Source organism: Klebsiella sp. BIGb0138, from assembly GCF_004342285.1.
In the GTDB taxonomy this organism is placed as follows: Bacteria; Pseudomonadota; Gammaproteobacteria; order Enterobacterales; family Enterobacteriaceae; genus Klebsiella.
Window position 1 is genome coordinate 110,962 of the sequence record NZ_SMCV01000001.1, and the last position, 13,653, is coordinate 124,614.

The 13,653-nt window shown below is 55.5% G+C and carries 12 protein-coding genes; 5 read left to right on the forward strand and 7 right to left on the reverse strand.

Features of this window, described 5'->3' with window-relative positions:
• Positions 1-261: 261 nt before the first annotated feature.
• Both EDF73_RS00530 and mgrB read right to left on the reverse strand, forming a co-directional pair.
• On the reverse strand, positions 262-552 hold the full coding sequence (locus tag EDF73_RS00530) for a YebO family protein (protein WP_132724676.1): 291 nt from the start codon (positions 550-552) through the stop codon (positions 262-264).
• 74 nt (positions 553-626) lie between these two features.
• Entirely contained in the window at positions 627-770 is a 144-nt protein-coding gene (gene mgrB, locus EDF73_RS00535; protein WP_015584020.1) for a PhoP/PhoQ regulator MgrB, read from the reverse strand.
• Between the two features lie 159 nt (positions 771-929).
• On the opposite strand from mgrB, the gene EDF73_RS00540 reads away from it, so the two are divergent.
• Positions 930-1,172 carry a YobH family protein gene (locus EDF73_RS00540; RefSeq protein ID WP_132724678.1) on the forward strand — a complete coding sequence of 81 codons (243 nt, stop codon included), beginning with the start codon at positions 930-932 and terminating at the stop codon, positions 1,170-1,172.
• Positions 1,173-1,231: 59 nt separating this feature from the next.
• Here EDF73_RS00540 and kdgR read toward each other — a convergent pair whose 3' ends face one another.
• Entirely contained in the window at positions 1,232-2,023 is a 792-nt protein-coding gene (gene kdgR, locus EDF73_RS00545) for a DNA-binding transcriptional regulator KdgR (RefSeq protein ID WP_132724680.1), read from the reverse strand.
• A 177-nt stretch (positions 2,024-2,200) separates the two neighbouring features.
• Here kdgR and EDF73_RS00550 point away from each other — a divergent pair, with 177 nt between their 5' ends.
• A complete protein-coding gene (locus tag EDF73_RS00550; protein ID WP_132724682.1) occupies positions 2,201-3,574 on the forward strand; it encodes an MFS transporter in 1,374 nt (457 codons plus the stop codon).
• A 78-nt stretch (positions 3,575-3,652) separates the two neighbouring features.
• Here the strand turns inward: EDF73_RS00550 and htpX are convergent, their stop codons facing one another.
• From htpX to EDF73_RS00570, 4 genes are all read right to left on the reverse strand, one after another.
• Positions 3,653-4,534: a protease HtpX gene (gene htpX, locus EDF73_RS00555; protein WP_004863936.1), complete on the reverse strand. Its 882-nt coding sequence runs from the start codon at positions 4,532-4,534 to the stop codon at positions 3,653-3,655.
• A gap of 233 nt (positions 4,535-4,767) precedes the next feature.
• Entirely contained in the window at positions 4,768-6,816 is a 2,049-nt protein-coding gene (gene prc / locus EDF73_RS00560; RefSeq protein ID WP_132724684.1) for a carboxy terminal-processing peptidase, read from the reverse strand.
• Positions 6,817-6,835: 19 nt separating this feature from the next.
• Positions 6,836-7,510 (reverse strand): RNA chaperone ProQ, encoded by a 675-nt coding sequence (proQ, locus tag EDF73_RS00565; protein WP_132724686.1) that lies wholly within the window; start codon positions 7,508-7,510, stop codon positions 6,836-6,838.
• Between the two features lie 97 nt (positions 7,511-7,607).
• On the reverse strand, positions 7,608-8,105 hold the full coding sequence (locus tag EDF73_RS00570) for a GAF domain-containing protein (protein ID WP_132724688.1): 498 nt from the start codon (positions 8,103-8,105) through the stop codon (positions 7,608-7,610).
• A 132-nt stretch (positions 8,106-8,237) separates the two neighbouring features.
• On the opposite strand from EDF73_RS00570, the gene yebS reads away from it, so the two are divergent.
• The 3 genes from yebS (at position 8,238) to rsmF (ending at position 13,631) form a co-directional block, all read left to right on the forward strand.
• Positions 8,238-9,521 (forward strand): membrane integrity lipid transport subunit YebS, encoded by a 1,284-nt coding sequence (gene yebS / locus EDF73_RS00575; RefSeq protein WP_132724690.1) that lies wholly within the window; start codon positions 8,238-8,240, stop codon positions 9,519-9,521.
• A complete protein-coding gene (locus EDF73_RS00580) occupies positions 9,490-12,123 on the forward strand; it encodes a PqiB family protein (protein ID WP_132724692.1) in 2,634 nt (877 codons plus the stop codon). Before yebS ends, EDF73_RS00580 begins: the two co-directional genes overlap by 32 nt.
• A gap of 74 nt (positions 12,124-12,197) precedes the next feature.
• Positions 12,198-13,631 carry a 16S rRNA (cytosine(1407)-C(5))-methyltransferase RsmF gene (gene rsmF, locus EDF73_RS00585; protein ID WP_132724694.1) on the forward strand — a complete coding sequence of 478 codons (1,434 nt, stop codon included), beginning with the start codon at positions 12,198-12,200 and terminating at the stop codon, positions 13,629-13,631.
• The last annotated feature ends 22 nt before the right edge of the window (positions 13,632-13,653 follow it).

Below are 13,653 nucleotides of genomic sequence, written 5' to 3' on the forward strand. Positions count from 1 at the left end.
ATGGCCAGGTTATAAATATTATTTATAGTACAATTGAAACGTGAACCATTAATGACAATATTTTTCGTCAGACAATTAAAACGCATGGTTATTATATTATTTGAGTAACTGCAAAATCAGTGAGGTTAGTAGAGAGAATTGCGAGCGCCAGCACATTAAGTGACATCAGATAAGTCACAAGGATGAGAAAAGATAAGAATAAGTTATAGCTAAAGGCGATAATACAGGCGCACACCGCGGCGGTGCACACCTGTCCACGGGTTACCGTTCGGCGACGAGACGAATAAAGTCGTCATCGTCCTTGCCCTTCTCTCCCGTTGAAGTTTTGGCAACCTCTTCCTTTTCAGGCTCATTGGCTTCACAAAGACGACGCAGCAGCGCGTTTTGCCGCTTTTGCTGATCCAGTAAGGCCTGCAGCAGTGCAATCTGCTGATTGGTGCGCGAACTTGCGCGATTAACAAAAAACCATAACACCAGACCGACAAACAGCAGCACGATGGACAGCGCCAGTGATGCCAGATTAAAGATCCCAGGACTTAATAACTCACTCATTTCACCACCTCAAAGAGAAGGCGTTCATTCTACCACTCGCGCAGCAGAAGAAAATCGGTCGTCATAAAAATGTCTTACCAGGGGATGAACTTGTTGATCGTGCAGATGCCGCTGAAAAACTGTACATCCTGATCGCACATTACGTTAAGCATCTGAGTCCACAGCAATAAACAGCCTGCTATGATGACTATCAGCAAAACCCAGCGTACTTTTTTCACTCCACTCTCCGCATCAGTATCAGATGGTTCCAGGATAACATGAGCATCTTAAACCGCGGCTAACTGTAATACGAAAGGCAAGTTTAGGAATCATAGACTTGTTTCAAGGCGTGTAGCTGGCAAAATTAACGCAGGGATAATACAAATAATGAGGCAACAATGCGATTAATCATTCGTTCCATTGTCGTACTGGCTATCGTCTGGATTGGCATATTATTAAGCGGTTACGGCATCTTGATTGGCAGCAACGAGAACGCGGCGGGGCTGGGTCTTCAGTGCAAATATCTGACTGCGCGCGGCACCAGCACCGCACAATATGTCCATTCGGATAGCGGCATCATCGGGCTCACCGACTGCCCCGTGTTGCGTAAAAGCGCCACCGTGATCGACGACAAAGGCTAATGTTTTTGGGCTACAGCATAGGTTGCCGCTGTAGCCCACGAACCAGAACGCCATTGCGATCAGAATGGATAGTCGTTGTACCCCATCTGTTCAGAAATCTTACGCGCCGCGGTATGTAACATCGCCACGTATTCGTGCAGACGTTCTTCCGAGAAACGCAGGGTCGGGAACGAGATGCTCAGCCCGGCGATCACCACGCCAAAGCGGTCGAATACCGGCACGCCGATGCAGCGCAACCCCTCTTCCTGCTCTTCGTTATCTTCGCCATACCCCTGCTGACGCACCTGATCAAGCACCCGCAGCAGCTCCTCGGTACTGGTAATCGTCCGGTCGGTGCTCCGTTTGTACTCGACGCCTTCCAGAATCTGCTCAACTTCGCCACGATCGCGCCACGCCAGCAGTACTTTACCAATAGCGGTGCTATACAGCGGGTTGCGACGACCAATACGCGAATACATGCGCAGGTTGTACATCGAGTCTATTTTGTGGATATAGACAATGCTGTCTTCATCCAGCGCCCCCAGGTGAATAGTCTCTTTCGTCAGGCGTGAAAGTTCACGCATCTGGATGTCGGCACTGCGTACCAGATCGACATTCTGTAACGCACGAGCGCCGAGTTCGAACAGCTTCAGCGTCAGCGAGTATTTCTCTGACTCGCCTTCCTGCGCCACATAGCCCAACGATTTCATGGTCTGCAAAAAGCGATAAACGGTGCTTTTTGACATCATGACGCGCTGGGACAGTTCGGTTATGCCAATTTCACGCTCTTCACCAAGCGCCTGCAGAATGCCAAAAACCTTCAATACCGAAGAGACAGAATCTGGCTGCTTATCCAAATCTGCAACTGCCATTTATCACCTCATCGTAACTGTTTTATAAAATTTAGAACCGGTTTTTATTATAAATTCGCATCACGGTAGCCGCAATCGTTCTTCTGCTCATTCGTTACAAATCTGCGACATACAGCCGAATAATCAATGCTAAAATCATTATCCAGAGAATAGTCACCACTAAGACGCACATTTAACATGGATAAAAACATTCCCGATGGCCTGCCTTTGCCGCAGCGCTACGGCGCCATCCTGACCATCGTTTTAGGCCTGGCAATGGCGGTACTCGACGGGGCAATCGCCAACGTGGCGCTGCCCACCATCGCCAGCGATTTAAATGCCTCCCCGGCCGCCTCAATCTGGATCGTCAACGCCTACCAAATCGCTATCGTTATCGCGCTGCTGCCGCTCTCATTTTTAGGCGACATGGTCGGCTATCGACGGATCTATAAAATCGGCCTGGCGCTCTTTACCTTCACCTCCCTGGCCTGCGCCCTCTCCTATAGCCTCGAGATGCTGACCCTCGCGCGCGTGGCGCAGGGTCTGGGCGGAGCGGCTCTGATGAGCGTCAATACGGCGTTGATTCGCCTGATCTTCCCGCAGCGTTTTCTCGGCCGCGGGATGGGGATTAACTCCTTTGTGGTTGCCGTTTCATCCGCAGCCGGCCCCACCATTGCCGCGGCGATCCTCTCCGTCGCCTCATGGCAGTGGCTCTTTTTAATCAATATCCCGCTGGGAATTGTTTCGCTGATCCTCGCGATGCGCTACCTGCCAGCAAATACCGGACGGAGTAAAATTACCCGCTTCGATCTCCCCAGCGCGATCATGAACGCCCTGACCTTTGGCTTACTGATCACCGCGCTCGGCGGATTTGCTCAGGGCCAGTCCGGCCAGCTGGTGCTCGCGGAAGTGGTTGCGATGCTGATCATCGGCTTCTTCTTCGTCCGCCGCCAGCTGCAGATGACGGTTCCTCTGCTCCCCATCGACCTGCTGCGGATCCCGCTTTTTTCACTCTCCATTTGCACCTCGATTTGTTCATTCTGCGCGCAGATGCTGGCTCTGGTTTCCCTGCCCTTCTTCCTGCAGTCGATGATGGGGCGCAGCGAAGTGGAAACCGGACTTCTGCTGACGCCATGGCCGTTAGCGACGATGGTGATGGCGCCGCTGGCAGGGTATCTGATTGAGAAAGTCCACGCGGGACTGCTGGGCGCACTCGGTCTGCTGGTGATGGCCTGCGGCCTGTTCGGTCTGGCGCTGCTGCCCGCATCACCTTCCGACCTGGATATCATCTGGCGGATGGCGCTTTGCGGCGCCGGTTTTGGTCTGTTCCAGTCGCCGAATAACCATACGATAGTCTCTTCCGCACCGAGCCATCGCAGCGGCGGCGCCAGCGGAATGCTGGGAACCGCGCGCCTGCTCGGACAAAGCATCGGCGCGGCGCTGGTCGCGCTTTTGCTTAATTTAGAGGGCAACAGTGGCACCCACAGCGCGCTGCTGCTGGCCGGCGGGCTAGCCGTCATTGCCGCGACCGTCAGCGGGCTTCGCGTGACCCAGCCCCGTCCGGGCAGATAGTCGCCCTCAGGTTTCAGGTAAAAAAAATCCGCGGCCCTGAAGCCGCGGATTTTTGTTTTTATTTCTGAACGTGCTGAATTACTTCAGGTATTCCCCGCTACGCAGCGCTTCAATACGCTTATCCAGCGGCGGGTGAGTCATGAACAGTTCGCTCATCGACTTCGCTTTACCGTTAATACAAAACGCCATCATGCTGCTGGCCTCCTGCGGTTCGTAGCTGGTTTTCAGACGCTGCAGAGCGGCAATCATTTTCTCCCGGCCAACCAGTCTGGCAGATCCGGCGTCCGCATGGAACTCACGGTAGCGCGAGAACCACATGGTGATGATGCTGGCCAGAATACCAAACACCAGCTCCAGAACGGTGGCAACGGCAAAATAAATCAGCGGGTTACCGTTACTGCTTTCGCTGTCATCCCGGTTACCGCCAAGAAAACCGGCCGCAATCTGCGCAATAACGCGCGAGATAAAGATAACGAAGGTGTTCACCACCCCCTGAATCAGCGTCATGGTGACCATGTCACCGTTGGCGATATGGCTGATTTCGTGAGCGATAACGGCTTCCGCTTCATCACGGCTCATGTTTTGCAACAACCCGGTGCTCACGGCAACCAGCGAAGCATCGCGGCGCGCGCCGGTGGCGAACGCGTTGATATCCGGCGCATGGTAGATGGCGACCTGCGGCATGCCGATGCCAGCCTGCTGCGCCTGCTGGGCAACGGTATTCATCAGCCAGCGTTCCGTTTCATTACGCGGCTGCTCAATGACCTCCCCACCCACCGATTTTAGCGCCATCCATTTCGACATCATCAGCGAAACGATCGAACCACCAAAACCAAAAAGCAGCGCCATAATCAGCAGTCCGGTCATGCTGCTTGACTGAATTCCTGTCAGGCTTAGCACCAGCCCGAATACCACCATCACTGCCAGGTTGGTCAACAGGAAGAGCGCGATTCGCATCATAATTTTCTTTTAACCTCGGTTTAACAAAACGCACTATGCGATTACCCATATCGTATGGGTAGAACGTTAATTTTCAACCATCAACCCCCGCTAAGTCACGAGAAAGACACAACTTTACATTTTGTAGCATATCGCTGACATCAACGTCAGGTGTTGACATTTTGTATGTATTAATCAGGAAAAGCGGGGAGAGAGAAATGAAAACGGGCACAGTATGTGTGCCCGTTAGAGACTTATTTACTGACCGGTGGTTCCACCGCTGGCTGCTCTTTCTCAAGATGAGCGAGGTCGAGCGCGATGTGGACCGTCTCATCAAGATACGGATCCGGTTCCTGGTAATCTTTCGGCAGATCGTCCAGTTTCTTCAGCGCCGGCTTGCCTTCGCGCTTCAGACGGTCGTTGATGCGTGCCAGACGCGTCGCATCGTCTTCTTCGTTCTCTTTCTCACGCTGGGCGTAATTCAGGGAGACGATATAGCGCTTATCTTTCATCGCGCTGTAGCGGGCAATGTCCTTCATGATGTACTGGAATTCCGGATCTTTGGCGATCCGCTCATCATGCAGCTTCAGCAGACCTGGTCCAAACGGCGTCAGATCGCCGGACTTCACATAGGTCGCCGCATTGACGCTATCCCACGGCAGCGCGTTATCTTCATACTGCTCACCGGTTTCGCGATCTTCGGTGCCGGTCGGCATCATGATATCCGGCGTCACACCTTTACGTTGAGTACTGCCGCCGTTGATGCGGTAGAACTTCTGAATGGTGTACTGCACGGAACCCAGCGCCGGCCAGTCAGGACGCAGCATCTGATCGTAGATGCGGTTCAGCGAGCGATACTGCTGAACGGTGCCTTTACCGAAGGTTGGCTCGCCGACAATCAGCCCGCGGCCATAGTCCTGCATGGCGGCAGCGAAGATTTCCGATGCCGAAGCGCTGAAACGATCGACCAGCACCACCAGCGGGCCTTTGTAGTAAACAACGCCGTCCGTGTCGCTGTCTTCGCGCACTTTACCGTTGTTATCGCGGACCTGTACGACCGGGCCGGATGGAATGAACAGACCCGAAAGCGATACCGCTTCGGTTAGCGCGCCACCGCCGTTACTGCGCAGGTCGATAACGATGCTGCTGACATTCTGCTTCTCCAGCTTCTGCAGCTGCACTTTGACGTCGTCCGTCAGTCCAACGTAGAAGCCAGGAATATCCAGGACGCCGACTTTCTCTTTACCGACGGTTTTCACCGACATTTTCACCGCGCGATCTTCAAGGCGGATACGTTCACGGGTCAACGTCACGATGCGCGTTTTCGCCCCTTTACCGGCAGGCAGAACTTCGAGACGAACTTTACTGCCCTTCGGCCCTTTAATCAGGGCGACAACGTCGTCCAGACGCCAGCCGATGACGTCAACCATGCCCTTACCGGACTGACCGACGCCAACGATGCGATCGCCGACGCTAATGGATTTGCTCTTCGCCGCCGGGCCGCCGGCCACCAGCGAATTAATCACCGTATAGTCGTCATCCATCTGCAGCACCGCACCGATCCCTTCTAATGACAGGCTCATTTCGGTATTGAACTGTTCGGTATTGCGCGGTGACAGATAGTTGGTGTGCGGGTCAATCTCACGGGCGAAGGCGGTCATCACCAGAGAGAACACATCTTCGCTGTTGGATTGCGCCAGACGGCGAATGGCGAATTTGTAGCGACGGGTTAAGGTTTCGCGAATTTCTTTATCATCTTTGCCGGCGAGCTTCAGGCTCAGCTGGTCAAACTTAACCTTGGCATCCCACAGCGCGTTCAGCTCGGCCTCGTCTTTCGGCCACGGCGCTTTGCTGCGGTCCAGATTGAAGCTATCGTTGCCGGTAAAGTCCATCGGACGTTCCAGCACCTTCAACGCATACTGATAGCGCTCGAAACGACGTTTCTGCCCGAGGTTATACAGGTCGTAAAAAACGTCCAGCTTTCCGCTGCGCAGCTCGTCGCCGATCTGGTTCTTCTTCGCGGAGAACTGCGCGATGTCGCTGGCCAGCAGCACGTTGTGGCTGTAGTCCAGTAGATTCAGGTAGCGATCGAAAATTTTTGCCGAGAAGGCATTGTCGAGATCAAATTGCCGATAGTGAGAGCGCGTAAAACGCGAGGTCACCCGCTCACTGACCGTCGCGTGCTGCGGCTCTTCTTTCAACACGGGGATCTGATCGGCGCTGGTAATATCGTCCACGGCGAACGCATGGCCTGCTATCGCTAGCAGGCCCGCAAGCGCGGTGAGCTTAAAGAATTTGTTCATGCCTGGCCCGGCCTCCGTTTCAGAACACCAGGTGTTCTGCGCGTACAATCATTGACATACCAGAAGTCAGCTGTACACGAACGCCATCTTTGGTGATTTCCAGAACGGTGGCGTCCATTGCATTGTTGCCTGCTTTCACCTTCAGAGCCTGGCCAACGCTTAATGCGGTCAGATCTGATACAGGGGTATGACGCTCTTCACGCGGTGCTTTCGCAACGGCAGGACGCGGCTTACGCTGTTCGGTGCCTTCTTTGCGGCGAACCTGAGGACGAGGCTTACGCTCACGGCGAGCGCCATCTTCCTGCTGACCCGCAGCGGCGGCGGCTTCGCGCTTTTTAGCCTGCTGGCTTGCGCGCTGCGCCTGAACGCGAGCTTTGGCTTCTTCGAGCTGCTGACGGGCGTGAGCCACATGTTGCTCTTCCAGTTCGCCACACGGGTTGCCATCAAGGTCAACGCGGATAGCGCCCGGCTTAACGCCGTACAGATAACGCCAGCTCGAAGTATAAAGACGTAAAGCGGCACGAAGTTGGGTTTTGCTGAGATTCATCTCCCCCCCAACACGCTCAACAAGATCCTGAAAAATACCGACTTTCAGGGGGCGAGCTTCGCCTTCAGCGCTGAAACACTGAGGGAAACGTTCGGCCAGAAACGCGATAACTTCTTTACTGCTATTCAACTTAGGTTGATTTTCCATGAAATTTCCTGATTACAACGGACGTAGCCAACAAGCCGCAGGCATGAACAGGCGTCATTATAATGACGCCATCGCTAAATGCTACGTTATCCGTTGATTATCCTGCGACGTGGGCAAATATTTTTTGATAGTCGGTCGCAGAAATGAGTTTTTCCAGATGTGCGACCAGTTCAGCCAGCCCTTGTTCATCCTCAACGGTGAAGCGGGAATACGCGGTGCTGTCGATATCCAGAACGCCAATAATGTGATTATTCACCTGCAAAGGAAAAACGATTTCCGAATTGCTGGCGGCATCACAGGCAATGTGACCATCGAAGGCATGGACATCTTCCACACGCTGCAGGCGATTTTGTGCCACGGCCGTGCCGCACACGCCGCGCCCAACCGGGATCCGTACGCAGGCCAGTTTGCCCTGGAAAGGCCCCAGCACCAACGTATCGCCTTCGAGCAGATAGAAGCCTGCCCAGTTAACCTCACTCAGGCGCTCAAACAGCAGCGCGCTGGTGTTCGCGATCATGGCCAAAAAACTGGTTTCGCCTGCCATCAATGCCTGAAAATCACGGTTCAGATCCGCGTAAAATTCTGTTTTGTTCATTATATAATCACTTAGTTGTCTTACTGCCAAACACTTACTGCCTAATAAAATAAGCATTAAATGCGTTCAGGCTCAAGATGAATTCATTCCTGGGTTAAGATAGTGAGATACATTCATTCCTGTACGTAATAAATGCCACTAAAAACACAACCGATTACGCCAGCCAAAAAGATGATCGTGCATGCGGTAGGTCAACCCTTGCCGCAGGCGCACTATCACCGCTGCCCCCAGTGCGACATTCTGTTCCGCTTGCCGGTGCTTAAGCGCAATCAGAGCGCGTGGTGCCCCCGTTGCAACGCGAAAGTTCGCGATGGCCGTGACTGGTCGCTTTCGCGCCTTGGCAGCATCGCGCTGGCAATGCTGGTACTGATGCCTTTCGCCTGGACGGCGCCGCTGCTGCGCCTGCACCTGCTCGGCATGCGTATTGACGCTAACGTATTACAGGGCATCTGGCAAATGACCGGTCAGGGCGATCCGCTGACCGCGGCGATGGTGCTGTTTTGCGCCGTTGGCGCGCCGGCGCTGCTGGTTATCTGTATCGCTTACCTGTGGCTGGGAAACGTGCTGGGGATGAATTTACGCCCGGTGCTGCTGATGCTGGAGCGGCTCAAAGAGTGGGTGATGCTGGATATCTATCTGGTGGGCATCGGCGTGGCCTCCATCAAGGTACAGGATTACGCCTTCCTGCAACCGGGCGTCGGGCTCGTCGCCTTTATCTCGCTGACGCTGCTCAGCATCCTGACGATCATTCATATGAATGTTGAAGAGCTGTGGGAGCGTTTTTATCCGCAGCGACCGGCGCTGCGCCCGGATCCGGCGCTGCAGGTGTGTACCGGTTGCCATTACACCGGTTTTCGCGATTCCCGCGGGCGCTGCCGCCGCTGCCATACCCCGCTGCGCCATCGGCGGCCGCAGAGCTTACAACGAAGCTGGGCCGGCTTGATCGCCTCAATGGTGTTCCTGATCCCGGCTAATCTGCTGCCGATCTCGATTATTTACGTTAACGGTTCTCGCCAGGATGATACGATTCTCTCTGGCATCATGTCGTTGGCGAACAGCAACATCGCCATTGCCGGGGTGGTGTTTATCGCCAGTATTCTGGTGCCCTTTACCAAAGTTATTGTGTTATTTACGCTGCTGGTCAGCATACACTTCAGGTGTGAGCAGGGACTGCGTACCCGCATTCTGCTGCTGCGGCTGATTACCTGGATCGGTCGTTGGTCAATGTTGGATCTGTTTGTTATCTCATTAACCATGTCTCTGATCAATCGCGACCAGCTCCTCGCTTTTACGATGGGACCGGCTGCGGTATATTTCGGCGCCGCGGTAATATTAACTATCCTTGCTGTTGAATGGCTGGACAGCCGCTTACTTTGGGACGCACATGAGTCAGGAAACGCCCGCTTCACCGACTGAAGCCAGAATTAAAACCAAACGTCGCATTTCGCCATTCTGGCTGCTGCCGGTGATTGCGTTCTTGATCGCTAGCTGGCTGATCTGGACCAGCTATAACGATCGCGGGACGACAATTACCATCGACTTCCAGTCGGCCAACGGGATTGTCCCGGGGCGCACGCCTATCCGCTATCAAGGGGTAGAGGTGGGCACCGTGGAGAATATCTCCCTGAGCAAAGACCTGAGTAAAATCGAGGTGTCCGCCAGCGTCAAAGGCGACATGAAAGACGCTCTGCGTAAGGAGACTCAGTTCTGGCTGGTGACCCCGAAAGCCTCGCTGGCCGGTGTTTCCGGTCTTGATGCGCTGGTTGGCGGTAACTATATCGGCATGATGCCGGGCCCGGGAGAGGCGCAGGATCATTTTGTCGCCCTCGATACCCAGCCCAAATACCATATCAACAATGGCGAGCTGATGATTCATCTGCAGGCGCCGGACCTCGGTTCACTCACCAGCGGCTCCCAGGTCTACTTCCGCAAAATCCCCGTTGGCCGGGTTTATGATTTCTCGCTCAATGACAACAACCAGGGCGTGACCATCGACGTCCTGATCGAACGGCGCTTCACCAACCTGGTGAAAAAAGGCAGCCGCTTCTGGAATGTCTCCGGCGTGAAGGCCGATGTTGGCCTCGGCGGCGCGAAAGTTCAGCTGGAAAGCCTGTCGGCGCTGGTCAACGGTGCCATCGCCTTTGACTCCCCTGCGGATTCCCAACCGGCTCAGCAAAATGATGAGTTCGGGCTGTATGAAGATTTGGCCCACAGCCAACGCGGCGTGCTGGTCACCCTCGAACTGCCCGATGGCCGGGGGTTGAAGGCCGGTTCTACCCCGCTGATGTATCAGGGGCTGGAAGTCGGCCAGCTCACTAAACTCAACCTCACCCCCGGCAGTAAAGTGACCGGTGAGATGACGGTCGACCCCAGCGTCGTCACCCTACTGCGGGACAAGACGCTGATTCAGATGAAAAAGCCGAAGATTTCTCTGGATAACCCGAGCCTCAGCGCCCTGCTTACCGGCAATACCTTTGAACTGGTGCCTGGCGAAGGGGAAACGCGCAACCACTTTGTCGTTCTGCCGGCGGATAAATCCCTACTGGAAGAGCCTGACGTCGCCACGATCACCCTGACGGCGGCGGAGAGTTACGGGATTGATGCCGGGCAGCCGCTGGTGCTGCACGGCGTGAAAATTGGTCAGGTTCTGGAGCGCAAACTGACCGCTAAAGGGGTGACCTTCCAGGTGGCGATTACCCCTGAGTATCGTGGACTGGTGCACGGCGACAGCAAATTTGTCGTCAACAGCCGCCTTGATGTGAAGGTCGGTCTCGATGGCGTCAAAGTGCTCGGCGCCAGCGCCAGCGAGTGGGTTGACGGCGGGATTCGCATTATTCCCGGCGAAAAAGGGGCGATTCAGTCCAGCTATCCTCTGTATGCCAATATGGAAAAGGCGGAGGAAAATAGCCTGAGCGACGTGCCGACCACCACCCTGAGCCTCACGGCGGAAACCCTGCCGGACGTTCAGGAGGGTTCGGTGGTGCTGTATCGTAAATTCGCCGTCGGTGAGATTATTTCGGTCAAACCCCGTCGCAACGCCTTTGACATCGATCTGCACATCAAGCCGGAATATCGTCATCTGCTGACCAGCAATAGCGTGTTCTGGGCCGAAGGGGGCGCCAAAGTCCAGCTCGATGGTCATGGTCTGACCGTGCAGGCGTCACCGCTGGCGCGAGCGCTGAGAGGCGCCATCAGTTTTGACGATCTCAGCGGAAACAGCGCCGCTGCGCGCATCGGCAATAAACGCATTCTCTATGCTTCAGAAACCGCCGCTCGTGCGGTAGGCGGTCAGATCACGCTGCACGCCTTCGATGCGGGTAAAATATCCGAAGGGATGCCGATTCGCTACCTGGGGATTAATATCGGCCAGGTGCAGACGCTGAATTTAATTACCGCTAAAAACGAAGTGCAGGCGAAAGCCGTGCTCTACCCGGAGTACGTTAATACCTTCGCCCGCGGCGGCACCCGCTTCTCGGTGATTACCCCGCAAATTTCTGCGGCGGGCGTTGAACACCTGGATACGATCTTCCAGCCCTATATCAACGTGGAGCCGGGTCGCGGTTCGCCGCGTCGTGATTTTGAAATTCAGGAAACGACGATCAGCGACTCCCGCTATATCGATGGCCTGAGCATCGTCGTCGAAGTGCCGGAGGCGGGTTCTTTGGATATCGGTACGCCGGTGCTGTTCCGCGGCCTGGAGGTCGGTACGGTGACCGGGCTGACGCTGGGCTCCATGTCCGATCGCGTGATGGTCAAACTGCGCATCAGCAAACGCTATCAGTACCTGGTTCGTAACAACTCGGTATTCTGGCTCTCTTCCGGGTATAACCTCGACTTTGGCCTGATCGGCGGCGTGGTGAAAACCGGGACCTTCAACCAGTTCATTCGCGGCGGTATCTCCTTTGCCACGCCGCCGGGCACGCCGCTGGCGCCGAAAGCGCAGGATGGTAAACACTTCCTGCTGCTGGAAAGTGAACCGAAAGAGTGGCGCGAATGGGGCACCGCCCTGCCGCAGTAAGCAAAACGCTCCGGTGTCCACCGCCGGAGCGTTTATGATAAACTGCGCACCCTTTTTTCTTGTGGTGCGCACCAGTGGCTCAAAACGCTGTCTACTTTCCCGACCAGTTCCTCGCTCAAATGCGTGAGGCGATGCCGACGCATCTCTCCTTCGATGATTTTCTCGCCGCCTGCCAGCGTCCGTTGCGCCGCAGCCTGCGCGTCAACACGTTGAAAATCAGCGTGGCCGACTTCCTGCGACGGGTGGCGCCTTACGGCTGGCAGCTGACGCCCATTCCGTGGAGTGAAGAAGGTTTTTGGATCGAGCGAGACGATGAAGATACCCTGCCGCTGGGCAGCACCGCCGAGCATCTGAGCGGTTTGTTTTACATTCAGGAGGCCAGCTCAATGCTGCCGGTTGCCGCGCTGTTTGCCGATGGCGACATGCCGCAGCGGGTAATGGATATGGCCGCCGCGCCAGGCTCCAAAACCACGCAGATCGCCGCCCGCATGGACAACGCCGGCGGGATCCTCGCCAATGAGTTTTCCGCCAGCCGGGTTAAGGTCCTGCATGCCAATATCAGCCGCTGTGGAATCAGTAACGTTGCCTTGACCCATTTTGATGGCCGGGTATTCGGTGCTGCCCTGCCGGAGTGCTTTGACGCCATCCTGCTTGATGCCCCCTGCTCGGGCGAAGGGGTGGTACGTAAGGATCCCGACGCACTGAAAAACTGGTCGCCGGAAAGCAACCAGCAGATTGCGCAAACCCAACGCGAGCTGCTCGACAGCGCGTTTCACGCGCTGCGCCCCGGCGGCACGCTGGTTTACTCCACCTGTACCCTTAACCGGGAAGAAAATGAAGAGGTGGTACAGTGGCTATTGGCCCGCTATCCGCAGGCGGTGGCGGCGTTGCCGCTTGGCGCATTATTCCCGCAGGCCGCTGAGGTATTGACGCCTGAGGGTTTTCTCCACGTCTTCCCACAGGTTTTTGACTGCGAAGGCTTTTTTGTCGCCCGTTTACAGAAAACCGCGGCCATCGAACCGCTGCCGGCCCCCGGATATAAGGTCGGGAAGTTTCCTTTTGCACCGCTGAAAGGCCGGGAAATTGCCGCGGTTTCCGCCGCCGCAGCCGGCGTGGGCCTGCGCTGGGATGACAGTCACAGCCTGTGGCAGCGCGATAAAGAGATTTGGTTATTCCCGAAAGCGCTGGAATCCTTGATTGGCCAGGTACGTTTTTCGCGGATTGGCATTCGTCTGGCAGAGACGCATAACAAAGGGTACCGCTGGCAGCACGAGGCGGTCATCGCCCTTGCGGCGCCCGACGCACCGTTTGAACTCAGCCAGGCCGAAGCGGAAGAGTGGTACCGTGGGCGCGATGTCTACCCCGCAACACCGCCGCAGCAGGACGAAGTTATCGTCACCTTCCAGGGCGCCACCCTTGGTCTGGCGAAGAAAGTCGGTTCCAGGCTGAAAAACAGCTATCCGCGGGAACTGGTTCGCGATGGAAAGTTATTTGCCGGTCAGGCGTGATCGAGTTCGAATAAACAGCATT